At 67.9% G+C, this 25,631-nt stretch carries 30 protein-coding genes; 15 read left to right on the top strand and 15 right to left on the bottom strand.

The window, feature by feature from the left end; translation table 11 throughout:
• Nucleotides 1-111 precede the first annotated feature (111 nt).
• The 6 genes from CQ040_RS19090 (at nucleotide 112) to CQ040_RS19065 (ending at nucleotide 5,284) form a co-directional block, all read left to right on the top strand.
• Nucleotides 112-1,194: a tartrate dehydrogenase gene (locus tag CQ040_RS19090; RefSeq protein ID WP_105528347.1), complete on the top strand. Its 1,083-nt coding sequence runs from the start codon at nucleotides 112-114 to the stop codon at nucleotides 1,192-1,194.
• Between the two features lie 129 nt (nucleotides 1,195-1,323).
• Nucleotides 1,324-2,226 carry a phosphate/phosphite/phosphonate ABC transporter substrate-binding protein gene (gene phnD, locus CQ040_RS19085; RefSeq protein WP_105528346.1) on the top strand — a complete coding sequence of 301 codons (903 nt, stop codon included), beginning with the start codon at nucleotides 1,324-1,326 and terminating at the stop codon, nucleotides 2,224-2,226.
• The gene (locus CQ040_RS19080; RefSeq protein WP_219844749.1) at nucleotides 2,223-3,065 is read left to right on the top strand and encodes a phosphonate ABC transporter ATP-binding protein; all 843 of its coding nucleotides are present in this window, start codon (nucleotides 2,223-2,225) and stop codon (nucleotides 3,063-3,065) included. Before phnD ends, CQ040_RS19080 begins: the two co-directional genes overlap by 4 nt.
• Entirely contained in the window at nucleotides 3,049-3,891 is an 843-nt protein-coding gene (gene phnE / locus CQ040_RS19075; RefSeq protein ID WP_028501428.1) for a phosphonate ABC transporter, permease protein PhnE, read from the top strand. Before CQ040_RS19080 ends, phnE begins: the two co-directional genes overlap by 17 nt.
• Entirely contained in the window at nucleotides 3,888-4,655 is a 768-nt protein-coding gene (locus tag CQ040_RS19070) for a tyrosine-protein phosphatase (protein ID WP_105528345.1), read from the top strand. Before phnE ends, CQ040_RS19070 begins: the two co-directional genes overlap by 4 nt.
• Nucleotides 4,652-5,284: a TetR/AcrR family transcriptional regulator gene (locus CQ040_RS19065; protein WP_105528344.1), complete on the top strand. Its 633-nt coding sequence runs from the start codon at nucleotides 4,652-4,654 to the stop codon at nucleotides 5,282-5,284. Before CQ040_RS19070 ends, CQ040_RS19065 begins: the two co-directional genes overlap by 4 nt.
• Here the strand turns inward: CQ040_RS19065 and CQ040_RS19060 are convergent.
• The 3 genes from CQ040_RS19060 to CQ040_RS19050 all read right to left on the bottom strand — a co-directional run bounded on the left by CQ040_RS19060 (nucleotide 5,271) and on the right by CQ040_RS19050 (nucleotide 8,818).
• On the bottom strand, nucleotides 5,271-5,708 hold the full coding sequence (locus tag CQ040_RS19060; protein WP_105528343.1) for a VOC family protein: 438 nt from the start codon (nucleotides 5,706-5,708) through the stop codon (nucleotides 5,271-5,273). The two genes, CQ040_RS19065 and CQ040_RS19060, sit on opposite strands and share 14 nt — an antisense overlap.
• Nucleotides 5,709-5,747: 39 nt before the next feature.
• Nucleotides 5,748-6,098, bottom strand: a complete 351-nt coding sequence (locus tag CQ040_RS19055) for a TraR/DksA C4-type zinc finger protein (protein ID WP_105528342.1) — start codon at nucleotides 6,096-6,098, stop codon at nucleotides 5,748-5,750.
• Between the two features lie 173 nt (nucleotides 6,099-6,271).
• Nucleotides 6,272-8,818 (bottom strand): MMPL family transporter, encoded by a 2,547-nt coding sequence (locus CQ040_RS19050; RefSeq protein ID WP_105528341.1) that lies wholly within the window; start codon nucleotides 8,816-8,818, stop codon nucleotides 6,272-6,274.
• A gap of 69 nt (nucleotides 8,819-8,887) precedes the next feature.
• Here CQ040_RS19050 and CQ040_RS19045 point away from each other — a divergent pair, with 69 nt between their 5' ends.
• Complete coding sequence (locus tag CQ040_RS19045; RefSeq protein ID WP_105528340.1) at nucleotides 8,888-9,460, top strand: TetR/AcrR family transcriptional regulator; 573 nt, start codon at nucleotides 8,888-8,890, stop codon at nucleotides 9,458-9,460.
• Nucleotides 9,461-9,485: 25 nt separating this feature from the next.
• Here CQ040_RS19045 and CQ040_RS19040 read toward each other — a convergent pair whose 3' ends face one another.
• From CQ040_RS19040 to CQ040_RS19020, 7 genes are all read right to left on the bottom strand, one after another.
• Nucleotides 9,486-9,809 carry a cupin domain-containing protein gene (locus CQ040_RS19040; protein WP_105528339.1) on the bottom strand — a complete coding sequence of 108 codons (324 nt, stop codon included), beginning with the start codon at nucleotides 9,807-9,809 and terminating at the stop codon, nucleotides 9,486-9,488.
• 77 nt (nucleotides 9,810-9,886) lie between these two features.
• Nucleotides 9,887-10,042 carry a hypothetical protein gene (locus CQ040_RS20815; protein ID WP_181157058.1) on the bottom strand — a complete coding sequence of 52 codons (156 nt, stop codon included), beginning with the start codon at nucleotides 10,040-10,042 and terminating at the stop codon, nucleotides 9,887-9,889.
• Complete coding sequence (gene purL / locus CQ040_RS19035; protein ID WP_105528338.1) at nucleotides 10,039-12,369, bottom strand: phosphoribosylformylglycinamidine synthase subunit PurL; 2,331 nt, start codon at nucleotides 12,367-12,369, stop codon at nucleotides 10,039-10,041. Before purL ends, CQ040_RS20815 begins: the two co-directional genes overlap by 4 nt.
• A 103-nt stretch (nucleotides 12,370-12,472) precedes the next feature.
• On the bottom strand, nucleotides 12,473-12,853 hold the full coding sequence (locus CQ040_RS19030) for a type II toxin-antitoxin system VapC family toxin (RefSeq protein WP_181157056.1): 381 nt from the start codon (nucleotides 12,851-12,853) through the stop codon (nucleotides 12,473-12,475).
• On the bottom strand, nucleotides 12,850-13,104 hold the full coding sequence (locus CQ040_RS19025; protein ID WP_181157055.1) for a type II toxin-antitoxin system prevent-host-death family antitoxin: 255 nt from the start codon (nucleotides 13,102-13,104) through the stop codon (nucleotides 12,850-12,852). The genes CQ040_RS19030 and CQ040_RS19025 overlap by 4 nt, the downstream gene beginning before the upstream one ends.
• A 41-nt stretch (nucleotides 13,105-13,145) precedes the next feature.
• Entirely contained in the window at nucleotides 13,146-13,292 is a 147-nt protein-coding gene (locus CQ040_RS20810) for a hypothetical protein (protein ID WP_181157053.1), read from the bottom strand.
• Nucleotides 13,293-13,381: 89 nt separating this feature from the next.
• Nucleotides 13,382-14,335 (bottom strand): YafY family protein, encoded by a 954-nt coding sequence (locus CQ040_RS19020; RefSeq protein WP_105528335.1) that lies wholly within the window; start codon nucleotides 14,333-14,335, stop codon nucleotides 13,382-13,384.
• Nucleotides 14,336-14,439: 104 nt separating this feature from the next.
• Between CQ040_RS19020 and CQ040_RS19015 the strand changes: the two genes are divergently transcribed.
• The 5 genes from CQ040_RS19015 to CQ040_RS20805 all read left to right on the top strand — a co-directional run bounded on the left by CQ040_RS19015 (nucleotide 14,440) and on the right by CQ040_RS20805 (nucleotide 17,759).
• Nucleotides 14,440-14,895 carry a VOC family protein gene (locus CQ040_RS19015; RefSeq protein WP_105528334.1) on the top strand — a complete coding sequence of 152 codons (456 nt, stop codon included), beginning with the start codon at nucleotides 14,440-14,442 and terminating at the stop codon, nucleotides 14,893-14,895.
• A gap of 387 nt (nucleotides 14,896-15,282) precedes the next feature.
• Nucleotides 15,283-16,479 (top strand): MalY/PatB family protein, encoded by a 1,197-nt coding sequence (locus CQ040_RS19010; RefSeq protein ID WP_105528333.1) that lies wholly within the window; start codon nucleotides 15,283-15,285, stop codon nucleotides 16,477-16,479.
• A 97-nt stretch (nucleotides 16,480-16,576) separates the two neighbouring features.
• Nucleotides 16,577-16,807, top strand: a complete 231-nt coding sequence (locus tag CQ040_RS19005) for a hypothetical protein (RefSeq protein ID WP_105528349.1) — start codon at nucleotides 16,577-16,579, stop codon at nucleotides 16,805-16,807.
• A gap of 35 nt (nucleotides 16,808-16,842) precedes the next feature.
• Nucleotides 16,843-17,565: a 3-keto-5-aminohexanoate cleavage protein gene (locus CQ040_RS19000; protein ID WP_105528332.1), complete on the top strand. Its 723-nt coding sequence runs from the start codon at nucleotides 16,843-16,845 to the stop codon at nucleotides 17,563-17,565.
• Nucleotides 17,566-17,600: 35 nt separating this feature from the next.
• Nucleotides 17,601-17,759 carry a hypothetical protein gene (locus tag CQ040_RS20805; RefSeq protein ID WP_181157048.1) on the top strand — a complete coding sequence of 53 codons (159 nt, stop codon included), beginning with the start codon at nucleotides 17,601-17,603 and terminating at the stop codon, nucleotides 17,757-17,759.
• Between the two features lie 100 nt (nucleotides 17,760-17,859).
• Here CQ040_RS20805 and CQ040_RS18995 read toward each other — a convergent pair whose 3' ends face one another.
• Nucleotides 17,860-20,250: a M1 family metallopeptidase gene (locus CQ040_RS18995; RefSeq protein ID WP_181157046.1), complete on the bottom strand. Its 2,391-nt coding sequence runs from the start codon at nucleotides 20,248-20,250 to the stop codon at nucleotides 17,860-17,862.
• A 218-nt stretch (nucleotides 20,251-20,468) separates the two neighbouring features.
• Nucleotides 20,469-21,470, bottom strand: coding sequence for an SDR family NAD(P)-dependent oxidoreductase (locus CQ040_RS18990; RefSeq protein ID WP_105528330.1), 1,002 nt, complete (start codon nucleotides 21,468-21,470; stop codon nucleotides 20,469-20,471).
• An 83-nt stretch (nucleotides 21,471-21,553) separates the two neighbouring features.
• Between CQ040_RS18990 and CQ040_RS18985 the strand changes: the two genes are divergently transcribed.
• A complete protein-coding gene (locus CQ040_RS18985) occupies nucleotides 21,554-22,123 on the top strand; it encodes a TetR/AcrR family transcriptional regulator (protein WP_258131615.1) in 570 nt (189 codons plus the stop codon).
• 16 nt (nucleotides 22,124-22,139) lie between these two features.
• Here CQ040_RS18985 and CQ040_RS18980 read toward each other — a convergent pair whose 3' ends face one another.
• The 3 genes from CQ040_RS18980 to CQ040_RS18970 form a co-directional block, all read right to left on the bottom strand.
• Nucleotides 22,140-22,577 (bottom strand): hypothetical protein, encoded by a 438-nt coding sequence (locus CQ040_RS18980; protein WP_105528328.1) that lies wholly within the window; start codon nucleotides 22,575-22,577, stop codon nucleotides 22,140-22,142.
• A 382-nt stretch (nucleotides 22,578-22,959) separates the two neighbouring features.
• Entirely contained in the window at nucleotides 22,960-23,388 is a 429-nt protein-coding gene (locus CQ040_RS18975; RefSeq protein WP_105528327.1) for a polynucleotide kinase, read from the bottom strand.
• Between the two features lie 61 nt (nucleotides 23,389-23,449).
• The gene (locus CQ040_RS18970) at nucleotides 23,450-23,956 is read right to left on the bottom strand and encodes a DUF4188 domain-containing protein (protein WP_105528326.1); all 507 of its coding nucleotides are present in this window, start codon (nucleotides 23,954-23,956) and stop codon (nucleotides 23,450-23,452) included.
• 70 nt (nucleotides 23,957-24,026) lie between these two features.
• Here CQ040_RS18970 and CQ040_RS21210 point away from each other — a divergent pair, with 70 nt between their 5' ends.
• Nucleotides 24,027-24,785 carry a MerR family transcriptional regulator gene (locus CQ040_RS21210; RefSeq protein WP_308736910.1) on the top strand — a complete coding sequence of 253 codons (759 nt, stop codon included), beginning with the start codon at nucleotides 24,027-24,029 and terminating at the stop codon, nucleotides 24,783-24,785.
• Nucleotides 24,763-25,620 (top strand): sce7726 family protein, encoded by an 858-nt coding sequence (locus tag CQ040_RS18960; RefSeq protein ID WP_146113960.1) that lies wholly within the window; start codon nucleotides 24,763-24,765, stop codon nucleotides 25,618-25,620. The genes CQ040_RS21210 and CQ040_RS18960 overlap by 23 nt, the downstream gene beginning before the upstream one ends.
• Nucleotides 25,621-25,631: the final 11 nt, after the last annotated feature.

Below are 25,631 nucleotides of genomic sequence, written 5' to 3'. Positions count from 1 at the left end.
CCGCCCCGGCCCAGACTCCCCCCTGTGTTCCGGTCGCACTTGCTGCCGCAGGATCGGCCGGCGGGCGGCACCAACTGCGACCGGAACGACCGGCACCCGGAAGGAAACCCCATGACCACCACCCACCGCATCGCCGTGATCGCCGGAGACGGCATCGGCACCGAGGTCATGCCCGAGGGGCTGCGTGTGCTGCGGGCCGCGGCTGCCCGCTTCGACATCGCGCTCGAGTTCGAGGAGTTCGACTTCGCGAGCGCCGCCTACTGGCAGAAGCACGGACAGATGCTGCCGGATGACTGGTTCGAGACGCTGCGCGGATTCGACGCGATCTTCTTCGGCGCGGTCGGCTGGCCCGACGTCGTGCCCGACCACGTGAGCCTGTGGGGGAGCCTGATCCAGTTCCGTCGGGCCTTCGACCAGTACGTGAACCTACGGCCGGTGCGGCTCATGCCCGGAGTGGTCTCTCCGCTCGCCGGCCGTGAGCCCGGCGACATCGACTTCTACGTGGTGCGTGAGAACACCGAGGGCGAGTACTCCTCGATCGGCGGGCGCATGTTCGAGGGCACCGACCGCGAGTTCGTGCTGCAGGAGACCGTGATGACCCGCACCGGTGTCGACCGGGTGCTGCGCTACGCCTACGACCTGGCGCAGAAGCGCGACGCGAAGCATCTGACCTCGGCGACGAAGAGCAACGGCATCTCGATCTCGATGCCCTACTGGGACGAGCGGGTCGCCGCGGTCGGTGCCGACTACCCCGAGGTGACGCGCGACCAGTTCCACATCGACATCCTCACCGCGAACTTCGTGCTGCACCCGGACTGGTTCGACGTGGTCGTGGCGAGCAACCTCTTCGGCGACATCCTCTCCGACCTGGGGCCTGCCTGCACCGGCACGATCGGCATCGCGCCGAGCGCCAACATCAACCCCGAAGGACTCTTCCCGAGCCTGTTCGAGCCCGTGCACGGCTCGGCGCCCGACATCGCGGGCCAGGGCATCGCGAACCCGATCGGCCAGATCTGGTGCGGGGCCATGATGCTCGAACACCTCGGATACGCGGATGCCGGTGCCGCCGTGCTCGCCGCGATCGAAGACGTGCTGGCACGAGGAGCGGATGCTGCGCCGTTCACGCCCGACCTCGGCGGCACGGCCGCGACGGCCGAGCTGGGTGCGGCGATCGCGGAGGTCGTCGCGGGCTAGCCACCGACACCGTCCGTTCACGTAGCGTTCCATTCGGAGTACGGCGGTCTCGTAATTGCCTGTCATCTTCGGGAGTTGGAATACCGATGTTCTCGGAATACCGAGACGTCTTCCTCCCGAAAGGTCATCATGCGCCGCTTCACCCTGCCCGTCGTCGGCCTCCTGGGCGTCGCCGCCCTCGCTCTCTCCGCCTGCCAGAGCCCGACCGCCGAGGCGGCCCCGGCTGATCCCGACGCCCCCATCACGATCGCCACCATTCCTGTCGGCGAAGACCCCACTGCCGAGAACCCGATCGAGGTGTTCGCCGAGCTGCTGGAAGCGGCGACCGGTCGCGACGTCGAGATCACCGACGTGCCCGACTACCTCAGCGTCGTCGAGGCCATCCGCGCCGACCACGTCGACATCGGCATCATGAGCGGGTTCCCGTCTGCGCTCGCCGTCAACACCGGCGAGGTGGATGCGCTGGTCGCGTTCCAGGGCGACGGCAAGCCCGTCTCGACCTGCGTGGTGCTCGAGGACTCCCCCATCCAGAGCGTCGAAGACCTCGCGGGCAAGACCGTCGCGTTCGCCGACCAGGCCTCCAGCTCCGGATACTTCATGCCGGTCTACATGCTGCACGAGGCAGGTCTCGAGCAGGGCACCGACTACGAGGCCATCTTCGCGGGTGGCCACGAGGGCAGCTTCGCGGCGCTGGAGCAGGGACAGGTGGATGCCGCGTGCACGGCCGTCATGCTGACGCAGCTCGGCGCCCCGATGTTCCCCTTCGCCGACGGCGAGTGGCGTGCAGTCGGCGAGAGCCCAGCGATGGACATCCAGGGTGCCGTCCTCGGCCGCCAGTCGCTCGACGCCGAGACTCGCAAGGTGATCCAGGACGGCATCGCCGAGGTGTTCTCCCCCGCGAACGCCGAGCGCCTCGGAGCTTACGGTGCCTTCGCGGCCGCCCCGCAGACGGTCGACCCGAAGAGTGCCGACTTCCAGTCCTTCGCCGAGATCGCGGCCGTCGCCGGCGTCGAGCTCAAGGACCTCAAGTGACCCTGTCCGCCCCGCGCCTCGCGCGCCACGCTTCTCCCGCTGAGGTGCGCACCCCCACAGCCGAGCTCCGGCAGGCGCTCCCGCTCGTCACCGTCCGCGGCTTGCAGGTCGCGTATGACGAGAACACTGTGCTCGACGGGGTCGACCTCGACCTCTTCCCCGGCGAGATGGTCGCCCTGCTCGGTGCCTCGGGGTCGGGCAAGTCGACGTTGATGCGCAGCCTCACCGGGTTCGCGCCGATCGCGGCCGGCTCGGTGCGGGTGGCCGGGCACGACGTCACGAACCTCGGCCGTGGCGAACTGCGGACCCTCCGCTCCGAGGTCGGGCAGGTGTTCCAGCAGTTCAACCTGATCCCACGGCTCAGCGTCATGACCAACGTGCTCACGGGAGCCCTGCACGGCGCCGGGCCGATCAACCTCGCCGGCGGCTTCTCGACCGCACACCGTCGGCGGGCGCTGGAGCTGCTCGACCGGGTCGGCATCGCCCACAAGGCATCCGCTCCTGCGCGCTCGCTCTCGGGCGGGCAGAAGCAGCGGGTCGCGATCGCCCGGGCGCTCATGCAGCAGCCGAAGGTGATCCTCGCCGATGAGCCGGTCGCCTCGCTCGATCCGAAGCTCGCGGGCTCTGTGCTCGACCTGCTGCGGGAGATCGCCACACAGGACGGCATCCCCGTGCTGGTGAGTCTGCACGTGCTGCCGCTCGCGCTCGCACACAGCGACCGGATCGTCGGGCTGCGGCACGGCGAGATGCTCGTCTCGGGCATGACCTCGCAGCTGGATGCCGCGGCGCTCGAGTCGCTTTACGACGACGAGGAGCACGGCGATGACCACGACCACTGAACCGCGAACCGACCGCGCGGCCCGTCCTGCGCTCGACGCCGCGGAGCGCGCCCGCCTCGAGTCGGCGTTCCGGGTGCCGCGCGCCCGCTTCCTGATCGGACTGCCGATCGCCGTGCTGGTGCTGATCTGGTCGTTCAACGGCGCCCAGTTCAACTTCGTGAAGCTCGGCGAGGGCGCGATCAACATGGGCGAGTTCCTGTCGCGCCTCTTCCCGCCCGACTTCTCGAAGATCGGCACCATCCTCGCGCTGCTGCTCGAGACGTTCCAGATGGCCGTGGTCGGCACGGTGCTCGGGGCGGTGCTGTCGCTGATCGTCGCGTTCGGGGCCACATCCACCCTCGCGCCGAAGTGGCTGTACTACCCGACGCGCTGGGTGATGAACATCATCCGCTCGGTGCCCGATCTGGTGTTCGCGCTCATGTTCGTCTCGGCGGTCGGGCTCGGTCCGTTCGCCGGCATCCTGGCCATGACGCTCGGCTCCATCGGCTCGATCGGCAAGATCTTCGCCGAGGCGATGGAGCAGGTCGACCGCGGACCGGTCGTCGCGATGGAGGCGGTCGGCGCCTCGAAGCGGCAGGTCATCCAGTACGGAATCCTGCCGCAGGCCGCACCGCTGCTCACCTCGTACACACTGCTGCTGTTCGAGGGGAACGTGCGAGGAGCGACCATCCTCGGTCTCGTCGGCGCCGGCGGCATCGGCCTCGAGTTGACGACGGCCATGCGCATGTACGACTACGGCCACCTCAGCGCCATCATCATCTGCATCATCGTGCTCGTCACGGTGATCGACCAGGGCAGCGCCCTCATCCGAAGGAGAATCACATGACCATCATCGGCACCGAACTCGTCCTCAGCGCGCCGGTCAATCTGCGCGACCTCGGCGGCATCGCGATCGACGGCGGCGTGCTCCGCGAAGGTCTCGCCATCCGCACCGATGACCTCGCGTACGTGACGACGGAGGTGGCAGACGAACTCGTCGCCCGCGGCCTCACCGCCATCATCGACCTGCGCTCGCCGCTGGAGGTCTCGGTCACGGGACGCGGCCCTCTCGGTGAGCATCCGGTCGCGTACCACCACCTGCCGCTCATCGCGGATGTGGGGGAGTCGATGGGCGAGAAGGCGCCGGCGCTGAGTCACGAGGCCATGGGCCTGATGTACCAGCGCATGGTCGAGAGCGCAGCGCCGCAGCTGGTCATCGCGCTCAACGTGATCGCGCACACCCCGGGAGCTGCGGCCTTCCACTGCGCCGCCGGTCGCGATCGCACGGGAGTTCTCGCGGCCATGCTGCTGCTCGCGCTGGGCGCGGCAGACGACGACATCGTCACCGACTACGCGCGCACCGGAGACAACATGGTCGCGATCATGGCGCGTACCGCCCCCGTGATGGGCGCCATGTGGAAGGCGCTGGGTTTCGACGCCGATGCTCTCGACAAGTCGTCCTCCCTGCTCGAAGGCTCGATGGACGTCTCGATGCGCAGCCTGCTCGACACCCTCCGCGCACAGCACGGCGACCCGTTGACGCCGCTGCGCGCCGCGGGGCTGTCCGATGCCACGATCGCCCGGCTGCGTGAACGGGCGCTGGGCGCGTGACACCGACGACGACGGATGCCGGGGCCGCGGTTCGCCGTCGCCCCGGTCGTCCGCGCGATGAGGAGATCGACGGGCAGATCGTCGCGGCGACGCTCGAGATCATCGACGCGGGCGAGGAGGTCACGGTGTCGCGGGTGGTGGCTCGCAGCGGGGTGAGTCGGGCGGCCCTGTATCGGCGCTGGCCGTCGCTCACGCTCCTGATCGCGGCCGCGCTCGACGTCGGCCGCGAGGTGCCGCCGGAGTACCCCGCCGATGCCGACCTGCACGAGGTGCTGCTCGCCGGTCTTGGGCTCGGGTCGGACGGCGTCGCACCCTCGGCGCCCGGATACTCCGAGGAACGGTTCCGGCAGCGCATCCGCCTGGTCATTGCTGATCGTGCTCTGCAGAAGACTTACTGGGAGTCGCACGTGTCGCGACGACGGGTACCCCTGCAGAACGCGCTCCGCACGGGGATCGCACGGGGCCAGCTGCGTGCCGACCTCGACATCGAAGCCTGCTTCGACGCCATCGCCGGCGTCGCGTACTACCAGCTCGTGGTGCGAGGTGACCGGATCAGCGATCCCGCGGTCGTGGCCCGGTTGCGCGCCGCGATCGAGGTGATCTGGCGCGGGATGGTCAGCGCTTCGTGAGGTCTTGCGCGAGCATCAGGACGATGCCGCTCGGGCCGCGCAGATACGTGAGCTTGTAGACGTCCTGGTAGTTCGCGACGCCGCGGAGCGGATGGTAGCCGTGGCGGGCGGCGATCGCGAGTGACTCGTCGATGTCGTCGACCGAGAAGGCGATGCGGTGCATGCCGATCTCGTTCGGCTGCGTCGGCTCAGTCTCGATCGCGTCGGGGTGGATGTACTCGAACAGCTCGATCTGGCCGTGCCCGTCGGGCGTCTGCAGCACCGCGATCTTGGCGTGGTTGCCGTCGAGCCCGACCGCGGTCGACGCCCACTCTCCGCTGACCTCGTCTCGCCCGAGCACGGTGAGGCCCAGGTCGGTGAAGAAAGAGATGGTGGCTTCCAGGTCGCGGACGGCGATGCCGACGTTCTCGAGTGTGATGGGCATGGGGCGGATGCTACTCGTGATCCTCGCTCACGTCAGGGGTCAGTGCCCAAGCTCCTCGGCGCAGGCGACGCAGTACTCGGCGAACGGTCGAGCCTCCAGGCGCCCGACCGGGATCGGCTTCCCGCAGTTGGCGCAGATCCCGTAGGTGCCCGCATCCACCCTCGCCAGCGCATCGTCGACCTGACGCAGTTCGGATGCTGCGGCCTCGGCGAGCCCGGTCAGCCGCGACCACTCCGACGACAGCGTGACGCCCTCGGGGTCGTGCTCGTCGTCGTCGTTCGAGCCCGCCCGGTCGTGTGTGAGCTCGTCGAGCGTCGCGGCCGTCGCCTGCACCCGTGCCTCGGCCTGAGCGCGCAGTGCGAGCAGGCGGTCACGGGCGTCGGCGGTCATGCGCCCACTCTAGGCAGCGCCGCCGACGTCCGGGCCGCGCTGCCCGTCAGGATCGCACTGTGGGGTCGCACTGTGCGTCAAGAGGAGAACTCCGCGTCGGGAGGAAGCTTCCGCCCAATCCCTCCTCCTGACACGGAGACCTCCGCCTCACGCGGTGCGCTGCCGAGCCCCCGCTAGGCGGAGGTCCGGGTAGTCGGCACCGAATCGGTCGTGGTCGGAACGGCCACGGCCTTCATCCCGGGGTGGTCGCGTTCGAGCGCCGCACCCTCCATGTCGACGTTCGGCAGGATGCGGTCGAGCCAGCGTGGCAGCCACCAGGCCGAGCGTCCGAGCAGGTGCATGAGCGCGGGCATCAGCAGCATCCGCACCACGAACGCGTCGAGCAGCACGCCGAACGCGAGGCCGAATCCGATCGAGCGGATGATCGTCGACTCCGAGAAGATGAACCCGCCGAACACCGACACCATGATGAGGGCTGCGGCGATCACGACCGAGCGTCCGGCGCGGAAGCCCTGGGCGACGGCATCGCGCGCCGAGGCTCCGTGCACATACGCCTCGCGCATGCCGGAGGCGAGGAACAGCTGATAGTCCATCGCGAGCCCGAACAGGATGCCGACGAGGATCACGGGCAGGAAGCTCAGGATCGGTCCGGTGCTGTGCAGTCCGATGATCTCGGCACCCCAGCCGAACTGGAACACCGCCACGATCAGGCCGTACGTCGCGAACAGCGAGAGCACGAACCCACCTGTCGCGATGAGCGGCACGAGCAGCGAGCGGAACACCACGATCATGATGAGGAGCGAGAGTCCGACCACGACCACGAGGTACAGCGGCAGGACTCCGGCCAGTGCCTCGGAGATGTCGATGTTGATGGCCGCCTGGCCCGCGACGCCGAGCGTGATGCCGTCGCCGACCTCGGGCATCGCACGGAGGTCCTGCACGAGCTTCTCGGTCGAAGCGCTGTTCGGGCCCTCCTTCGGCACGACCTGGAACGCGAGAAGCGTATTGTCGTCGGATGCTGCGATCGGCGCGACCGCCACCACGTCATCCTGATCCGCGATGGCCTGGGCGATCGTGACCTGCGTGGAGAGCAGGTCGTCGTCGCTGACCGCGTCGTCGAGGGTCGCGGTGACGAGGAGCGGTCCGTTCGCGCCTTCGCCGAACTGCTCGTCGACGGTCTGGAAGGCGCGGTAGCTGGTGGAGTCGCTGGGCTCGCTCGATCCGTCGGGCAGTCCGAGCCGCATCGACATCGCGGGGATCGCGATGATCAGCAGCGCGACGACGCTCACGAGCGCGGTGACGATCGCGCGGAGGGTCGACATGCGCTTCACGGGCTTGCCCGCAGCGTGCTCCTGGCCGATCGTGCCGCGGGCGCGACGGCTGAGCAGGCGCGGGCCGACGAGTCCGAGAATCGCCGGTGCGAGGGTGATCGCGACGAGCACGGCGACCGCGACGCAGACCGCGCCGACCGTGCCCATGAGGCCGAGGAAGGGAACGCCGGTCACATTGAGGGCGAGCAGTGCGACGATCACGGTGGTGCCGGCGAACACGACGGCCGTGCCGGAGGTGCCCGTGGCGAGGCCGATGGATTCGCGCACCGGGACGCCGGCGAGCAGCTGCTTTCGGTGTCGATTGACGATGAAGAGCGAGTAGTCGATGCCGACCGCGAGGCCGAGCATCACGCCCAGCACCGGGGTCACCGAGGCCATGTTCACCACGCCGGAGAAGGCGAGGGATGCCGTGACGCCGACCCCGACGCCGACGATGGCCGTGACGATCGGGAGGGCGGCGGCGAGGAGCGAGCCGAGCATCACGATCAGGACGATCGCGGCGAACACGAGCCCGACAGCTTCGCCGACGCCGAAGATCTCGGGGACGCCCTGCGCGATGTCGGTGCCGAAGTCGACCTCGACGCCGTCGATCGGAGCGGACTCGAAGTGGTCGATCGCGCCCTGCTTCACCTCTTCGGAGAGCTCGAGGCGCGGATCGACGAACGAGATGTTGACGATGGCGGTCGATCCGTCTTCGGAGACCACCCCGATGCCGTCGGCAAGGTCGAGGAGCGTCGCGCCCAGCTCCACCTGGTCGGCGTTGTCGTCGAGCGTGATGCGCGACTCGTCGAGCTGTGCGTTCTGCGCCGAGACCTGGGCCAGCTGTGCGTTCACGGCGGCGATCTGGGCATCGAGGGCTGCGAGCTGAGCGGAACCGGCGCCGGACTGCTCTGCCTGGGCGCGGGCCGCCGTGAGCTGCGTGAGGCCGTCGTTGAGCTGTGCTCTGCCGGCGTCGAGCTGCGTCTGGGCGGCATCCAACTGCGTGCGTCCGTCGGTGATCTGAGTCTGGCCGTCGGCGAGCTTCTGCGCCTGGTCGTCCTGCTGCTTCTGCGCGTCGAACGGATCGATCACCCGTGCGACGCCGTCGAGATCTTCGGCGCTCACGGCGAGATCGGAGATGGCCTTCTTCTGCTCTTCGGTGAAGGGCGATCCGTCTTCGGTCTTGTACACGACCGTGCCCGTGCCGCCGGCGGTGTCGGGCAGCTTGTCGGCGAGCTCGTCGATCACCGCACCGGAGGCGGTGCCCGGGATGTCGAAGCTGTTGCTCAGTGTGCCGCCGAGGGTGAGGAAGGCGCCGACGCCGATGCCGAGGATCAGGACCCACGAGACGATCACCGTCCAGGCCTTGCGTGCAGCGAACGAACCCAGACGGTAGAGCAGTGATGCCACAGTGGTCTCCTTCAGACTTGAAGATCATACGGCACGTCTCGTCTAGGGATCTTTGACTATCCTGAGTGCATGGTCAACGAGCATCGGAGCGGGCCCGTGCGCAGCACGGCGGCGCGCGAGGCGATCCTCGATGCGACCTCGCGACTGTTCCATGCGCAGGGGTACGACCGGCTCACGATCGAGGGCATTGCCAAGGAAGCCGGTGTCGGCAAGCAGACCATCTACCGCTGGTGGCCGTCGCGCGGCGCGCTGATCGCCGACTGCCTCGTGGACGGGCGCCTCATCCCGGTGGACTTCGACGTGCCAGACACGGGTGACCTGTTCGCCGACGTCGAGACCTGGTTGCAGTCGGTCTTCGGAATCCTCGCGGCCCCGCAGGGCCAGGCGTTGCTGCAGTCGCTGGTCGCGGCCGCCGCTGAAGATGCCGCGGTCGGTGCCCACCTCGGCGGAAGCCTCGGCGTCGAGCAGCACCTGTCCGAGCGGCTGCGCGGCGGCATCCGCGACGGTCAGCTGCCGGAAGATGCACCGATCGCGCAGATCGGCCGGGCGATCCTGGGTGCGATCATCGTGGAATCGCTGGGCCGCGAGAGCCACGGACCCGACGGGATCATCGAGCTGATCCGGTACCTCTTCACGCGCTGAGCGCTCGACGTCCTCCCGACTGCGACTACTCGAGCCACTCTGTGACGAAGCGGTCGTTCGCGTGGATGTGCGTGGCCTCGTACGTGCCGCCGTCGAGCACCTCGAAGCGATGCGAGACGAGCGCGGGGACGACGAGGATCTGCCCTCCCGTGCCGACCACCTGTTCCTCGCCGACGGTGAACAGGGCGCGGCCCTGGTGGATCACGAACGTCTCGACGTAGGGATGCCGGTGCAGGCGGGGTGCTCGGCCCGGTGTCGTGATGAACTCGCGCATGATGCTCACGGGCGAACCGAGGAGATACCCCTCGATGTCTTCATCTCGGGCGACGTCAACCGGCTGGATGCTCATGCTGCCTCCGTTCCCGCCCGAGGGTACGCCTCGGGAAGGGAGCGGTCGAGTGCGGGCGGCGCCGGGTCGAGTGAGCGTCAGCCGAGGAGCAGCGTGATCACGGTCGCGCCGCCACCGCCGAGGATGAGCGCGATGATGACGGTCCAGGCGATGATGCGGATGCGCCGGTTGCGCTTCTCGCCCAGGTCGCCGTAGTCCTCTTCGTTCGGGCTCTGGCGGCTGACGTCGCTCATGCGCTGGCCTGTTCCGTGACGGTCGGACCGAAGTACGAGGGGAGGGTGGCCTGTGAGCGCTCGCGCAGCTCGGCGGCCGAGATCGTGAAGACGTCCTGCACCTCGAGCTGCGGTTCGGTGTCGGTCACGCCGATGCGTGCCACCGGGTAGTTGCGCCCCTCGCAGAGCCCGCGGAACTTGACGTCGTCCTCGCGCGGAACGGTCACCAGCACGCGGCCGGTCGACTCGGAGAACAGGGCGGATGCAGCATCCACTCCGTCGCGTTCGATGATCTCGTTCAGCCAGACGCGGGCGCCGACGCCGAAGCGCATGACGCCCTCGGCGAGGGACTGCGCGAGGCCGCCCTCGGAGAGGTCGTGCGCCGAGGAGATCAGCCACTCGTCGCGGGCAGCCGAGAGCAGACCTGCGAGGCGCTTCTCGCCCGCGAGGTCGACCTTCGGAGGCAGTCCGCCGAGGTGGTCGTGCACCACGTCGGCCCAGGCCGAACCCGAGAGCTCGGTCGAGGTGGTGCCCAGCAGGTAGATGTTCTGACCCTCGTCCTGCCATCCGGACGGGATGCGGCGCGAGACGTCGTCGATGATCCCGAGCACGCCCACGAGCGGGGTCGGGTGGATCGGCACGTCGCCGGTCTGGTTGTAGAACGAGACGTTGCCGCCGGTGACCGGGGTGCCGAGCTCATAGCAGCCGTCGGCCAGGCCGTCGACCGTCTGACCGAACTGCCACATGACCTCGGGGTTCTCGGGAGAGCCGAAGTTGAGGCAGTCGGTGATGGCGGTCGGCACTGCGCCGGTGACGGCGACGTTGCGGTATGCCTCGGCCAGAGCCAGCTGCGCGCCGGCGTAGGGGTCGAGCTGGCAGTAGCGGCCGTTGGCGTCGGTCGAGATCGCGAAGCCGAGGCCCGACTCCTCGTCGACGCGGATCATGCCGGCGTCGTCGGGGAAGCTCAGGGCGGTGTTGCCGAGCACGAAGTAGTCGTACTGGTTGGTGATCCAGCTCGTGTCGGCCAGGTTCGGCGAGGCGACGAGTGCGAGGAACTGCTCGCGCAGCGTCTCCGGGTCGTTCGCACGCGGCAGGTTCTCCGCGGCGTCCGCCTGCAGGGCATCGATCCACGTCGGGTAGGCGACCGGACGGTCGTAGACGGGGCCGTCGACCGCGACCGTCGAGGGGTCGACGTCGACGATGCGCTCGCCCTGCCAGTCGATGATGAGCCGTCCGTCACCGGTGACCTCGCCGAGCACGGAGGTCTCGACCTCCCACTTGTTCACGACTGCGAGGAACGCGTCGAGCTTCTCGGGAGCGACGATCGCCATCATGCGCTCCTGCGACTCCGACATGAGGATCTCCTCGGCCGTGAGCGTGGGGTCGCGCAGCAGCACGTTGTCGAGCGAGACCTTCATGCCGCTGTTGCCGTTGGCCGCGAGCTCGCTGGTCGCGCAGGAGATACCGGCGGCACCGAGGTCTTGGATTGCCTCGACGAGCTCGCCGCGGTACAGCTCGAGGCAGCACTCGATGAGCACCTTCTCGGCGAACGGGTCGCCCACCTGCACTGCTGGACGCTTGGTCGGGCCGGTGGAGTCGAAGGAGTCTGAGGCCAGGATGCTCGCGCCGCCGATGCCGTCGCCACCCGTGCGAGCGCCGAACAGCACGACCTTGTTGCCGACGCCGGTCGCGTTGGCGAGCTTGAGGTCTTCGTGACGCAGCACGCCCACCGCGAGCGCGTTCACGAGCGGGTTGGCCTGGTAGACGGAGTCGAAGACCGTCTCGCCGCCGATGTTCGGGAGCCCCAGGCAGTTGCCGTAGAAGCTGATGCCGCTGGTCACGCCGTGCACGACGCGGGCGGTGTCTGGGTGGTCGATCGCACCGAAGCGCAGGGCGTCCATGACCGCGACCGGGCGTGCGCCCATCGAGATGATGTCGCGGACGATGCCGCCGACGCCGGTCGCCGCACCCTGGAAGGGCTCGATGAACGACGGGTGGTTGTGCGACTCGGCCTTGAAGGTGACGGCCCAGCCCTCGCCGACGTCGACGACGCCCGCGTTCTGGCCCATGCCCACCATCAGGCGTTCCTTCATCTCGTCGGAGACCTTCTGGCCGAAGCGGCGCAGGTAGTTCTTCGACGACTTGTAGGAGCAGTGCTCCGACCACATGACGGAGTACATCGCCAGCTCGCCCGAAGTGGGGCGGCGGCCGAGGATCTCCTTGATGCGCTCGTACTCGTCGGGCTTGAGTCCGAGGGCCGCGTACGGCTGCTCCTTCTCGGGCGTCGCGATCGCGTTCTCGACGGAGTCGGGGACGTGCTGGTGGGAAGGTGCAGGGGCGGTGGTCACGCGCACTCCAAAGGAAGGGGCCGGCGGGGCAGCTTCAGTCTACCGGCGTGGGTGAGGCGGCTCTCCCGCGGGGGCTTCCGTTCGCAGGGCGACGGCGCTGCGCTCACGAGAGGTCAGCGAGAGGTAGCCCGTGCGTGCGTGCCGCCGCCGCGAGTTCGTTGTCATAGGTGAGAACTGACGTGACCACGTCGCTCAGTTCGATCGCCGTTGCCAGGTGCAGGGCGTCGAGAGTGCGCAGGCCACTGCGGAGGCGGATGGCACGGGCCATCGTGTCTTCGTCGAGGGAGACGAGCGCGACTCGATCGAGCAGGTCATCAGCGCTCCCGTGATCGAGGGAACGTCGATCTGCCACGGCGTGCAGCTCGACGGCGAGGAGGCGGGAGGCGACGAATTCTGCTCCGGCGCCGAAGGCATCGACGAGCGCTGAGGTCTCTGCTTCGTGGACGAGTGCCTTCACGGCCGCCGAGGCGTCGAGGTAGATCACGCGCTGTCCGCGCGGAGGTCGTGGAGGACCTCTGCGGTCGGCACCGTGTCGAGAACCGGAGCGTTGGTGAGAGGCCCGCTCTTCGTCGGGAGCGTCACGCGCCCGCTGGCGATCATGCGTGTCCATGCCGTCTCGGCCGGGGGCGTCAGCTCCGCGATCGGACGACCACGATCCGTCACCGTCAGATACTCGCCCGCGGTGACGCTCGCCAGCACCCGCGCTGTCTGCTGATTGAGTTCCGTCTTCGTCACTGTCCCCATCCTTCGACTTTACGGCGTAACTACTAGAAGTACTAGATATCTGTGGTGCGGATCTGGGTTCGCAGCCGATCGAAATACGCGTGATCCACTTCGGACCCGTCGCCCGAGGTGAATCCGTCCATCACCAGCCGTCGCATCTTCTCGTCGGCTGTTTCATCTCCCGGCAGATCCTTCGTCATCGGGGCATTCAAGCGAACGGGAGGTGCTGTGGCCACCCGATCAAGGAGGTTGTTCCGGGATATGGGGATACGTCCTACCAACGGGTGGATCAGGAGGACGAGTCGCACGCCGCGGCGAAGCGCTTCGCCAGGGCGTTCGCCGCCTCCCGCAACGCTGGCGGTCCGACCACGGTGAACGCCGCATCGAAGCGTGCGACCGAGGCGAGCACCCCTGTCCACGACCACGACCCGATCGTCACTCGGCACGATCCGGCGGCGAGCTCCTCCAGATCCCCGTCGCCGACCCAGGGCGCGATGTCGCGGGCGGGGAGCGCGATCACGACCTCCCCCACGCACGGCCACCGATCCTCGGTCGTCGACCCCTTGGCCTGCGCGGCGAGATACGTCTCGGCATCCGATGCCGGCAGCGGGCGCGGGGTGAACGACGGCCCGTTCGGGATGCGCGGATGCATCCGATCCAGGCGGAACGTGCGCCAGTCGTCAGCTTCCAGATCCCACGCCAGCAGGTACCAGCGCCCCTCTCGTGCCACCACGGCGTGGGGCTCGGTGCGGCGGGCCGGGCGGTCCTGCGCGGTGCCGTAGTCGAAGCGCAGCACCATGCGGTCGCGGACAGCTGCGCTCGCCGCCTCGAGCACCGCCGGGTCGACCCTGGTCGGGTTCTCGGCGCCGGTGAAGCGGATGCCGTCGACACGGTGTCGCAGCCGTGAGGGCATCACCTGGCGCACGGTGGCGAGGGCTCGCGTCGCACCTTCGTCGATGTCGATGCCGCTCGATGGCACGGTCTGCAGCGCCACCGCGATCGCGACCGCCTGGTCGTCGTCGAACAGCAGTGGCGGAAGCTCCGACCCGGCTGCGAGTCGGTAGCCGCCATCCGGCCCTTTGATCGCGCCGATCCGGTAGCCCAACTCGCGGAGCCGGTCGACGTCGCGGCGCACCGTGCGCGGGCTCACCTCCAGACGCTCGGCGAGGACCTGACCCGGCCAGTCCCGCGGCGTCTGTAGCAGCGAGAGCAGCGCGAGCATGCGCGACGAGCTTCCGGTCATGGATGCAGTCTGCCCGAAGTAGAGGACAGAAACCGACCTATACCGCTGTGATCGTGGTCTTCACACGGTTCCGAACGGCGGAGCGCACACGAAGGAGAAACCTCATGACCATCACGACGACCACGCACCTGAACTTCCGCGGCACGGCGCGTCAGGCGCTCGAGTTCTACCAGTCGGTGTTCGGCGGCGAGATCACGGCGGCCACGTACGGGCAGTTCGGTATGCCCGAGGGAGTGCCCGGCTTCGACAAGATCGTGTTCGGGCAGCTCGAGTCCGCCGACGGTATCCGGCTGATGGCGTACGACATCCCCGGGCACGACGACGCGGACCCGGCGACCACCGCCGGCAGCACGCACCGCGAGAACGGTGCGACCGTCACCGACCGCACCTTCTTCCAGTCGCTGCGGGCCGACTCCCTCGACGAGATCCAGGGCTACTGGGACGGTCTGGCCGAAGGCGCCACCATCGTCGAGCCCCTTGCGGCGTCTGCGTGGTCGGCCGGCTTCGGTATGCTCACCGACCGCTTCGGCGTGACCTGGGTGCTCGACGTCGCCAGCTGAGCGTCGGTCGCGTCTGCGCACCGGACGGATGCAGGGAGCAGGAACGGATGCAGGGAGAATCGCCGCGTTCTGCCCCTGCATCCGTCCTTTCTCGCGACAGGTGCACCGAGCGCCTGACACGTGCACCGAGCTCCCGACGCCCGCACACAACTCGCGACACGCGCACCGAGCTCCCGACACGCGCACCGAGCTCCCGACACCGCACCGATACGGACGGCGGCATCGGGGCGAGCTGCTGTCACGGATGGAAACGCGAGATGCGAGGGCGCGGGGCCGTCCGTAGATTGGTCGGGTCCCGCTGTGAATGGAGTTTCCCCGTGTCCGAGATCCACACCCCGCACCTGTCCTGTACGGGGACCGTCGGCTGAGCCGGCGGAGATCACGACCATGACTGCGGACCGTTCCTCGCACCCGTCGCATCCGTTCGATGCGCGCACCCGCCGGTACCTCGATCGGCCGCAGAGCCGCAAGTGGAGCCTGCACCCCGGACACATCGGGGCGTGGGTGGCGGAGATGGACTTCGGGGTCGCGCCCGAGATCGCAGAGGCACTGCACCGGGCGATCGACGACGAGAACCTCGGATACCTCTCGCCCCCGCAGGCCGCGGAGCTGGGGGAGGCGACGGCCGACTGGATGCGTGACGAGTACGGCTGGGCCGTTGATCCGGAACGCGTGCATCCGGTGTCCGATGTGATGGCGGCGCTCGGCGTGGCCGTGCAGGAGTACGCGCCGGCCGGGTCGCCCGTGATCGTGCCGACTCCGGCATATATGCCGTTCCTGACATACCTGCCCGCGATCGGGCATCCGGTGATCGAGGTTCCCGGCGTCGAGGTCGACGGGCGCTGGCAGCACGACCTGCAGCGCATCGACGAGGCGTTCGCCGCAGGGGCGCGGACCCTCGTGCTCTGCAACCCGCACAACCCGACAGGGACGATCGTCGGACGCGAGGAGCTCGAGGCGATCGCCGAGATCGTCGAGCGGCACGGCGGGCGGGTCTTCGCGGACGAGATCCACGCGCCGCTGCGCTACGACGGTGCGCCGTTCGTCCCGTATGCGTCGGTGTCGGAGACGACGGCCGCACACACCGTGACGGGGACGAGCGCGTCGAAGGCGTGGAACATTCCCGGCCTGAAGACTGCACAGCTGATCACCTCGAACGATGCCGACCAGGAGCTGTACAAGAGGTTCGGCTTCGCGGTGCAGCATGGCGCGTCGACCCTCGGGGTCGTCGCCTCGACAGCCGCGTATCGGTCGGGCAAGCCCTGGCTGACGGATGTGATCGAGTACCTCGACGGGTCGCGGCGCGAGCTTGCATCGCTGGTGGATGAGCATCTTCCCGGAGCCGTGTATCGGGTGCCCGAGGCGACATACATCGGGTGGATCGACACCTCCGCGTTGGGGATTCCGGGACCGCCGGCCGAGTTCTTCCGGGAGCAAGCCGGGGTCGTGCTGACCGAGGGCCGTCTGCTCGGGCGCGGTGCCGAGGGCTTCGTCCGAGTCGTGTTCGCGACTCCTCGCCCGATCCTCGAAGAGGCGTTCGCGGCGATGGGCGATGCGGTGCGTCGGGCTGGTCTCGCGGCCTGATCGACGGCGTGTCCGGATGCCGGCGCAAAGGCTGTCAAGGGGCTTCTTCGATGTCGGTCGTCTGACGTAGAAAGGGATGCGAGAGAAGGGATCCCTCATGGCTGCAGGCGATATCGAGACGTTCCACCGCAATGGCATCTGGTTCAACCGCATCGAGGGTGAATCGCAGACGTTGGGCAGTAGCTTCGTGAGCGAAGACGAGGCGGTGAAGGTCGGTCGCAGCGCGGCGGTCGCGCGTCAGGTCGAGCACACTGTGCGCACCGAAGAGGGTCCATCGACGGACTCCCACGCCTACGACCTGCACCCGCGCGAGCTGATCGGCCGATGACGTCGGCTGGTCCTGATTCCGACGCCGAGCGAAGGATGCTGTTGCAGGCATGCGTCAACGGCGCCCGCGATGCGGTCGAGCACCCGTGGTTGAGCGCTGATGCGACTGTGGTCGCCGACGACGCCGCGCGGGCAGTGGCTGCCGGCGCGCACGAGGTGCATGTCCACCCGAAGGATGCGACAGGCCGAGACAGTCTCGCCGCCGATGATGTCGCGCGTTGGGTATGGGCGATCCGGGCGGCAAGCCCTGGTGTGCCGGTCGGGGTGACCACAGGAGCGTGGGCCGAACCCGACGTCGAGCGTCGCCTTGCCGCGATCGAGGCCTGGACGGAACTGCCTGATCACGCATCCGTCAACTGGCATGAGGCCGGTGCCGACGAGGTGGCCGCACTGCTGCTGCGGCGTGGAGTCGCGGTTGAAGCCGGGTTGTGGGACGCCGCCGGATTTGAAGTGTGGAAGCGTTCGCCCGTGCGAGGAGACTGCTTGCGGGTGCTGATCGAGTTGCCCGATGAGCCGGCGCAGACGGTGCGAGATCATGCCGAGGCGATGATCGCGCACGTCGAGCTCGAAGAACTTGGCCTTCCGATCCTGCTGCATGGAGAGGAAGGTTCGACCTGGCCGGTGTTCGATCTGGCGGTCGAGCTCGGGGTGGCTTCGCGGATCGGGTTGGAAGACACTCTGCTCCTTCCCGACGGGAGCACCGCGCCGGGGAATGCGGCTCTGGTGCGCGCAGCGGTGGGGCGGATGCGGGGAGCCTGACCGCAACGCACCGCGAACTGCGTCATCCTGAGGCCATGTTCGCCGACTCTCTGCTTCCCCTCTTCCTTCTCAACATCGCGTTCGTCCTGATCGGGATCCTCATCCTGTGGCTGGTGATCTACTCGGCCGTGCGCGCGGCGCTGACTTCACACCGTCAGGCGACGGCGCGGGACAGACAGTCCGGTCCGAGCTGACAGGGAGTAGGGCCGGCTTCGTCGCTTTGACGACATCGAGCGTTGACGCCGAACGCCCCGCCGAGGTCGGCGGGGCGTTCTGTTGCGTACTGGTGAAGTCCTACGCGGCGTCGATGCGGTGGCGACGACGGTGGGCGACGAATGCTCCGCCCAGCAGGAGCAGCAGCAGGCCGACGACCGCGCCGCCGATGGGCAGCTCCGCACCCGTCTGACCGAGCTGGCCGGTGCCGGGATCAGCTCCACCGCCGGGAGTCGTGGCTCCTCCGCCCGGAGTCGTGGTTCCACCGCCCGGGGTGGTGGTTCCACCGCCCGGCGTGAGGGCAGGACCCACGGCCGCGGTGGCCGCACTCGTCACCGAGCTGCTGAGGAACCCGGCGAGCGTTCCGGTCACGGTGACGGTGATCTGCTTGCCGAGGGCGCTCGCCGGAATGACGAACTGGGCGCTCGGCGCGGCCGCACGGGCCAGGCTCACGACCGGTTCGCCGTCGATCTCCCAGGAGTAGCTGAGCGACGTACCGGCCGGCCAGCCCTCCGAGGTCGCGGTCAGCGTCTGGCCGACGGCGGCGGTGCCCGTGATCGTCGGAGGTGTCGTCGGTGCGAGCGCCTCCAGGACCGTCAGATCGGCCACGCAGGTGATGCAGGTGCCGCCGAGGCTCGCGACGCGCGCGGTCGCCGAGAACGCACCGCTCGGTGCATCCTCGTCGACCTCGATCGTGAACGTGACGTCCACCATCGCTGCCGGGGCGACGCCCGCGGGCACGTTCCAGGTCAGGGTGGTGCCGTCGAGGGTCATGCCGACCGGCAAGGGTGCCAAAGTCGCCCGAGACAGCACATCGCTGAGGTCGACCGTCACCACAGACGAGGCGAGCGGCACCCGACCCGTGTTCGCGGCGCTGAGGGTGTAGGTGGCGGTGTCACCGACGCCGAGAGGTTCCGCGGGGGCCGTCAGAGACACCGACAGCTTGTCGGGCCAGGCGGGCTTGCCGGGCTCGAGGATCCAGTCGTTCCAGAGTGCGGTGATGTCGCGTCCGGAGATCTCTTCGGCGAGGGCCTTGAGGTCGGCGCTGGTGCGGCTCTGTCCTTCGAAGCGCGTCTGCCATTCCTTGATCAGGGTGAAGAAGGCGTCGTCGCCGATCGAGATCTTCAGCGCTTCCCAGAACTGGGCGCTACGGGTGTAGGTCTGGTAGTCGTAGAGCGTATTCGAGGCGGTCTGCGCCCCCGGGGGGATGTCCCAGTCCGCGCTCGACGAGGCCTTGTTGTTCCACGAGTTGAAGTAGTTCTGCTCGGTGCTCGCGCCCGCACCGAAGCCCGCGGCGCTGTTGTAGTGGGTCGGTCCCCAGGTGGCCATGCCCTCGCCGATCCAGATATCGGTCCAGGTCGTCGGGGCGACGTTGTTGCCGTACCACTGGTGGACGAGCTCATGGATGAGGGTGTTGCCGTTGACGGATCCCACGCTCGGGAAGAACGATCGGTCCTGCGTCTCGAGTGCGTAGTTGACGCCGCTGGGAACGGTGTCGACGATCACGCCCGTGCTGTTGCCGGGGTAGGGCCCGTACATGCTCTCGAGGTTTCGGGTGATGATCTCGAGCTGCGCGACCCGGTTGCGGATGGTGGTCTTGTTGGCATCGCTGAGGCCCGAGTCCATGAAGGACCAGGAGGGGATGGTACGGCCGTCGGACAGAGTGATCGAGCCCTCGATCACGTCGAAGCGCCCGATCGCGATGACCGCGAGCTCTGAGGCCATCGGCTTGTCCTGACGCCACACCCAGGTGGTGCGGTCGCCCGAGACGGTCTTCGACTGCAGTTCGCCGTTGCTGGCGACGGCCGCGTCACCCTGCACGCCGGACACGTCGGCGAGCACCGACGGGGCATCCACCGAGATCGTGTAGGTCGCCTTGTCGCTCGGGGTGTTGTTGTGGGGGAAGCCCGCCATCGCGCCGATCGGCTGTCCGAGGAGGATCGCGCCGTCGTTCGTGCCGTTCCAGCCCTCGAAGGCGCCGTCGCTGTCGACGTGGACCACCGGTGTGCCGCTGTAGGTGACGGCGACCGTGAACTCCCCGTCGACCGGGGTCGGCAGCGTGACGGTGAGCTTGTACTTGTCCGTGGCCGGGTTGATGTCGCGCGACCAGCTGGCCGGGACGCCGTTGACGGTCACCCTGGAGACCGTCATGCCTTCGAAGTCGAGGGAGAACTGGTGCAGCGGGGCGAGGGCGCGGGCGGTCATCGTCGTCGTGGCGGTGGTGATTTCACCGGTGACCAGTCCGTCGGCGACACCGGTCGGGCTCCAGCTGAGGGAGACGTCGTAGTCGAGGGCGTCGTAGCCGCCGTTGCCGACGTTCGGGAACATCGGGTCGCCAGAGGTGCGAGGCCCGGCGATGGAGTCGGCGGCGGCAGCGGGCAGGGAGGTCGCGAGGAGGGATCCGGCGAGGAGAGCGGTGATCGGAAGAATCGCGATCAATCGTCGACGGCTGGCAGCGGTCAGTCGAGGCATGGGTGCTTTCGGATAGGCAGAACGCGGGCGACCGGTCACGTCGTCGTGGTGCGGGGAGGCTTGTGGCCAGTTCTCTGAATCTAGGGGGAGTGTGTTTCCGATACATATCCTGGCGGATGTGCGCGCGTGGTGGGGCTGCGAGCGTGTCGCGCATGCGTCCGGATACGCGAAACGCCCCGCCGTTCGGGTCGGCGGGGCGTTGGTCTCGCGGGTGCGGCTTACTGCACCGACCATCCGCCGTCCGAGGCGAGGATGGCGCCGTTGATGTTCACGGCGTCGTCCGACAGCAGGAACGTGATGGATGCCGCCAGGTGCTCGGCCATCGCCACGGTCGGGATCGACTGCTGGAAAGGAGCCAGGCGGCCGGAGCCGTACTCCGACATGTTCGGGGGCATCGGGATGCCGGTGGCGACGCCGCCCGGGGCGACGGAGTTCACGCGGATGCCCTTCGGTCCGTACATGAAGGCCGCCGACTTGGTGACGCCGATGATGCCGTGCTTGCTGGCCGTGTAGGCGTTGCCTGAGGCGTTGCCGCGCAGGCCCGCCTCGCTCGACACGTTGAGGATCGCGCCGCGCCCGGCAGCTTCCATGACGGGGATGACCGCGCGCATGAGCTTGAACGGAGCGGTCAGGTTGATCGCGATCACGCGGTCCCAGACGGCGTCGGGGGTCTCGCCCGCCGGGGAGAAGTCGTCGTTGATGCCGGCGACGTTCGCGAGGCCGTCGATGCGGTCGCCCGCAGCGGTGAGGACGGCGTCGATCGCGTCCTGCTTGGTGAGGTCGCCGGCGACAGTAACGATGTCGGCCTCCGGGAGCTCGGCCTTGAGCGCATCGAGCTTCTCGGCGGCGATGTCGCTCGCGATCACGCGTCCGCCTTCGCGGGCGATGCGCGAGGCGGTGGCCTTGCCGATGCCGGATGCTGCGCCCGTGACGATCACGGTCTTGCCGGCGAAGCGGCCGGAGGTGACCTTCTCGGTCCAGCCCTCGGAGGCGTCGTCTTCGGGAATCTCGCCGCCGTTGGCCGCGCGCACGAGGTCGTCGACGACCGACTGGGGCATGGCGCCCTGGCTCATCGCGACGAGCTGCTGAAGCGGAAGGCCCAGCACGGGGGTGAGGAGCTCGGGGTCGGCGCCCGTCTGCTGGAAGAGTCCGCGGATGAGGGGCCCGCCGGTCGGGTCGTTCATCCAGTCGCCGATGGTGGAGTGTGCGGTGAGGGCCATGCTCTTTCTCCTTGTTCGGGTTTTCTAGTTTCGCAACGGTGCGTCTACTTATGTTCCAGTGTACGCCTGAGTACGCTCGGAAGGTGCCCCGTCCTCGCAGTGAGAAAGCCCGCCAGTCCGTGCTGGAGGCGATGCGTCGCGCGCTCGCCGCAGACGGCTACGAGGCCGTGACGATCGAGGGTCTCGCAGAGTCGGCAGAGGTCTCGAAGCAGACGATCTACCGGTGGTGGCCGTCGAAGGCCGCGATCCTCGGAGAGGCGTTGCTCGAGGGTGCTCTGCCGGGAGCCGAGGTGTCGGTGCCGATGACAGCCGACCTCGGGGCAGATTTGCGGGCGTGGTTCTCGGCGATGTCTGACGGGTTGGCTCGACCCGAGGGTGTTGCGCTGGCCCGGGCGCTGATCGAGGTGACGGCGGCTGATCCCGAGCTGGGGCTCGTATTGAACGAGCGGCTGGCGGCGCCGATCCGCGAGTGGGTCGCCGAGCGGGTGTCGCGCGGGCGTGCCGACGGGGATGTGCGGGCGGATGTGGATGCTGCGGCGATCGCGGATCAGTTCATCGCGATGGCGTCGTACTCCGCGCTGATCGGGCAGCCGTTGAGCGCGGAGCGGGTCGAGGAGACCGTGGTGCGATTGCTGCGGGGGATTGCGGCGTAAGGACGCTTAGACTCTTCTAATTCTTCGTCTGCTTGCGCGGTTCATAGAGCGTTCGCAAGCCAACGGCCGCCAGTGCGATCGCGAAGAGTCCGACAAGTGCGGCGGCGACATAGAGCGCAATGCTCCAGAGCGACCCCTGAAGCGCAAGCCCTCCAGAAACCAACCCGTACACGATCGCACCGCCGACGAGTGCGACGATGACGAGTGCGGCGACATTTCCACCGTTGAGTTGGCGGGTGAGACGATACACCTCGCGGTCGCGAAGTACTTTCACTTCCTCGTTGAGGAGATCGTCGAGATCCGTGAGCGCAACCTTGTTCCCTTCGAGCTTCTCCCTGAGGTCGGCGTGAGCCGCGATCCGCTTGTGGAGCTTGCCGCTCACTTCGCCCCTCAACAGAGGGCCGACAACGACGGTGAGCAAAGCGACCGCGATGGCGCTCCAGAGTTGGATCATGCTCCGACTCTATGGGCGCTCACGGACACTTCCATCCCGCAGATGCCTCAACAGTCGAAACAGCAGCATTCGATCGACGCCTCGGGCGGGGGCGGCGTGGCCACTCGCGGGAGTAGCACGAGTCGATGCGCCAGCGTGCCCGCGTCTGATGTCTGAATCGTGATCGACGATGAGGGTGGTGACCTCGGCTTTTGCGGTGTCTTCGATAGTGCGGAAGTAGCTCAGAGCTTGCCGAAGAGGTGAAGGACTTCGCGCCGAACGGTCTGACGTACGCGGAGTGTTCGGTGCCCGGGTGATTAACCGACCGATCAACCGGGTTCAGCATTTGAGCTTCCGAGCGGAGGCAAGCGAAGCGAGCTGGGCGCTGGTCGCGAACCGAAATCTAGAAGTCCCCGTCGGCCACCTGGAAGCAGACCAGGCCGCGCGAGCGCCACATCTCGACCACGCTCCGGCGGTCGTCTACGACGCCGATGACGGTGAAGTGCGGTTCGATGTGGGCGTCGTAGATCTCGGCCTTGACGATGTTGTCGGCGCGCTGGTCTCCCGTGCGGCGGAGCAGGAGGCGGTCGAACGGGATCTCGTTGAACGTCAGCCAGGCCTCGGTGGCGCGACGGGCGGTCTCGTCGCGGCCTGAGACGACGATGAGGGCATCGACGTCGGGGTGGGCGGCGAACGCCTGAGCTGCGACGACGACAGGGTGGTTCGGGGTGTCGATCGACACGTTGCGCATGTCGTACGGCGAGCGGTCGCCGATGAGGGCGAGGGTGCCGTCGACGTCGAAGATCCAGGCGCGAGGGCGATCGGTGGGCATGGTGCGAGGGTAGTGGGTTCTTCGGTGATCGTTCGTCGAGCGAGGCGCCGAGAGGAGGCGCCTACTGCGCCGGCTCGGACTTCGTAGCTTCCGTCCGCCCCTCCGCGAACCGCGCCTGCGCCCGGTCCTGACGCCGCGGTACCTCGACCAACTCCGTGGCCTTTGGCAGCCCCATCGGCTTGGTCGAGACGTACACGCTCTCGGCGGTGTCGACGCGGAAGGTCTCGTGCCAGATGCCGACCGCACCCGGAGCCTTGCGGGCTGCGCGGTTGAAGGCGGTCCAGGCGGGGCGGTGTTCCTGGTTCGGGCTGGACGCGTAGGCGTAGAGCTTGTCGACCGATGACCAGTACTGCACGACGTAGGGTCCGCCTGAGCCGAATAGCAGGTGGTAGCCGAGCATGCCCGAGTCGGGGTCGGTGCTGAGTTCGCGCAGCATCCCCGGCATGGCGAAGAAGGCCGGCATCCACAGGTCGGGGCGCCACCAGCGGTTGATCTGCATCCCGATGTGGAACACGACGAGCTCGCCCTCGTGGCGGTGGGTCATGCGGCCCGTGATGACTTTCGACATGATGACTCCTTGGTTGGATAGTTTCACTATCCATAATGGATAGCGCTACTATCGAAGTCAAGAGGTGGCCATGAGAATTTCCGAACTGTCAGCCCAGACCGGCGTGACCGTGCCGACGATCAAGTACTACCTGCGCGAGGGCCTACTGCCCGAGGGTGAGCGGTCATCTGCGACCCAGGCCGCATACGGCGAGAAGCACGTGGAGCGGCTGCGGGTGATCCGGGCGCTGCTCGACGCGGGGGTGAGCATCGCCGAGACACGGCGGGTGCTGGGCGCTCTGGACGATCCGCCGGAGAGTGCGCACGACCTGCTCGGGACGGCGCATGCCGCGATTACTCCGCCGGTGGATGAGTCGTTGGATTTGACGGAGGCCGAGGTCCTTGTCGCGGGGCTTGGGTGGAAGCCGGGGATGTGCGACAAGGCGGTGCTGCATGCGGTCGCGCGGGCGCTGCAGGGGCTGGAGCGCGTCGGGTTCACCGTTCCGGATGCGGCGATGGCGGAGTACCTCGCGTCGATGCGGCGGATTGCGGATGCGGAGATCGCGGGGGTGCCGGAGGAGTCTGCGGAAGCGGCGGTTCGGTACGTGTTGCTGGGGTCGGTGCTGGTGGAGCCGTTGCTGTTGGCACTGCGGCGGGTGGCGCAGCAGGTGAGCTCGGGGGAGCGGTTCGGCCCCCGGGAGCGTGGGGGCTCTGCGACTCAGTGGGATACAGGCGCGGATTGTAACGAAGCTCATGCGTCGACTCAGCCCAGGCTTCCCGTCGAGACGGACGGCACGCGAGCGTCCGGTCCTCAGGTAGCATCGCCACGTGGAACATCCCGGCAGCATTGACCCCCGGGCGCTGTCAGCGTTGTTTACTACTGCAACTCTGCGGGCGCTGGCCGCTCGTGCGCCGTGGGAAGCAATCGAACGAATCGAAGCCGGGGGTTCGCTCGCGGGATCCCGTAGCGAACTCGGCGTGGCGTTCGATGACGCATTCGAGATTCTCCGGCGAGACAGACGTTCCGAGTACGTCTATAAGAATGACATCATTTCCCGAATAGTGTTTGGCAGGCACAGCCCAAGAACGGCGTCCGCCGCCACAGAGTTTCAGATTGGCCGTTCGTTCGCGGATGTTGTCGTATTTAATGGGACTATAACGGCCTATGAGGTCAAGACCGACTTCGACAGTTTCGCTAGGCTCGAAACTCAGCTCGCGGACTATTCGATGGTGGCCGAGCGGGTCTATGTTGTAACTTCTCCGAAGCGCACTCAGACCGCGTTGGCTCTTGCGCCCGCGCACGTGGGCGTGGCCAGCCTGGCGCCGAATGGGCGAATGTCCGTGCGTCGTGAAGCGGAGCCCACGCTTGACGGTGTGACTCACGCGGGTCTTCTCCGGCTCCTCCGCGCGTCTGAACGTACGCAGATCCTCGCCGATGCCACGGCGGAGGCAGAACTCTCGCGTAGTGACCTCGTCAAGAGGTTCGAGCGTAAGCCAATCAGGCGCGTTCATAACGAGGTTACTGAGGTCCTAAGGAGGCGGTTCCGTACCGAGGTCGTCGAGGAGGGTGGGTTCCCGGCCTCGCTCCGGGCGCTTGCCTACGGCGTGCCGCTCTCTGGGCCTGCGCGCACAAGGTTGGCCACTCGGCTGCGCGCACCGCTCGATGAGCTAAGCGTGGCGATATAGAGACAGGTCGC

The organism is Microbacterium sp. MYb54, from assembly GCF_002979515.1.
Classification (GTDB): Bacteria; Actinomycetota; Actinomycetes; order Actinomycetales; family Microbacteriaceae; genus Microbacterium.
Note: the sequence above shows the minus strand (reverse complement) of the source record. Positions and strands in the feature narration are given on the sequence as shown.

Excerpts from the sequence above, each read along its gene's own strand:
- CQ040_RS20815 (WP_181157058.1), bottom strand. The coding sequence starts at position 10,042 with ATGAGCGACGTCAGCCGCCAGAGCCCGAACGAAGAGGACTACGGCGAC.
- CQ040_RS19015 (WP_105528334.1), top strand. The coding sequence starts at position 14,440 with ATGACCATCACGACGACCACGCACCTGAACTTCCGCGGCACGGCGCGT.
- CQ040_RS19090 (WP_105528347.1), top strand. The coding sequence starts at position 112 with ATGACCACCACCCACCGCATCGCCGTGATCGCCGGAGACGGCATCGGC.
- CQ040_RS19070 (WP_105528345.1), top strand. The coding sequence starts at position 3,888 with ATGACCATCATCGGCACCGAACTCGTCCTCAGCGCGCCGGTCAATCTG.
- CQ040_RS19040 (WP_105528339.1), bottom strand. The coding sequence starts at position 9,809 with ATGAGCATCCAGCCGGTTGACGTCGCCCGAGATGAAGACATCGAGGGG.
- CQ040_RS19055 (WP_105528342.1), bottom strand. The coding sequence starts at position 6,098 with ATGACCGCCGACGCCCGTGACCGCCTGCTCGCACTGCGCGCTCAGGCC.
- CQ040_RS18970 (WP_105528326.1), bottom strand. The coding sequence starts at position 23,956 with ATGTCGAAAGTCATCACGGGCCGCATGACCCACCGCCACGAGGGCGAG.
- CQ040_RS18980 (WP_105528328.1), bottom strand. The coding sequence starts at position 22,577 with ATGATCCAACTCTGGAGCGCCATCGCGGTCGCTTTGCTCACCGTCGTT.
- CQ040_RS19020 (WP_105528335.1), bottom strand. The coding sequence starts at position 14,335 with ATGACCGGAAGCTCGTCGCGCATGCTCGCGCTGCTCTCGCTGCTACAG.
- CQ040_RS20805 (WP_181157048.1), top strand. The coding sequence starts at position 17,601 with ATGTTCGCCGACTCTCTGCTTCCCCTCTTCCTTCTCAACATCGCGTTC.
- CQ040_RS19060 (WP_105528343.1), bottom strand. The coding sequence starts at position 5,708 with ATGCCCATCACACTCGAGAACGTCGGCATCGCCGTCCGCGACCTGGAA.
- CQ040_RS19005 (WP_105528349.1), top strand. The coding sequence starts at position 16,577 with ATGGCTGCAGGCGATATCGAGACGTTCCACCGCAATGGCATCTGGTTC.
- CQ040_RS18990 (WP_105528330.1), bottom strand. The coding sequence starts at position 21,470 with ATGGCCCTCACCGCACACTCCACCATCGGCGACTGGATGAACGACCCG.
- CQ040_RS20810 (WP_181157053.1), bottom strand. The coding sequence starts at position 13,292 with ATGACGAAGGATCTGCCGGGAGATGAAACAGCCGACGAGAAGATGCGA.
- CQ040_RS21210 (WP_308736910.1), top strand. The coding sequence starts at position 24,027 with ATGAGAATTTCCGAACTGTCAGCCCAGACCGGCGTGACCGTGCCGACG.
- CQ040_RS18995 (WP_181157046.1), bottom strand. The coding sequence starts at position 20,250 with ATGCCTCGACTGACCGCTGCCAGCCGTCGACGATTGATCGCGATTCTT.
- CQ040_RS19045 (WP_105528340.1), top strand. The coding sequence starts at position 8,888 with ATGGTCAACGAGCATCGGAGCGGGCCCGTGCGCAGCACGGCGGCGCGC.
- phnD (WP_105528346.1), top strand. The coding sequence starts at position 1,324 with ATGCGCCGCTTCACCCTGCCCGTCGTCGGCCTCCTGGGCGTCGCCGCC.
- CQ040_RS18975 (WP_105528327.1), bottom strand. The coding sequence starts at position 23,388 with ATGCCCACCGATCGCCCTCGCGCCTGGATCTTCGACGTCGACGGCACC.
- phnE (WP_028501428.1), top strand. The coding sequence starts at position 3,049 with ATGACCACGACCACTGAACCGCGAACCGACCGCGCGGCCCGTCCTGCG.
- CQ040_RS19000 (WP_105528332.1), top strand. The coding sequence starts at position 16,843 with ATGCTGTTGCAGGCATGCGTCAACGGCGCCCGCGATGCGGTCGAGCAC.
- CQ040_RS19010 (WP_105528333.1), top strand. The coding sequence starts at position 15,283 with ATGACTGCGGACCGTTCCTCGCACCCGTCGCATCCGTTCGATGCGCGC.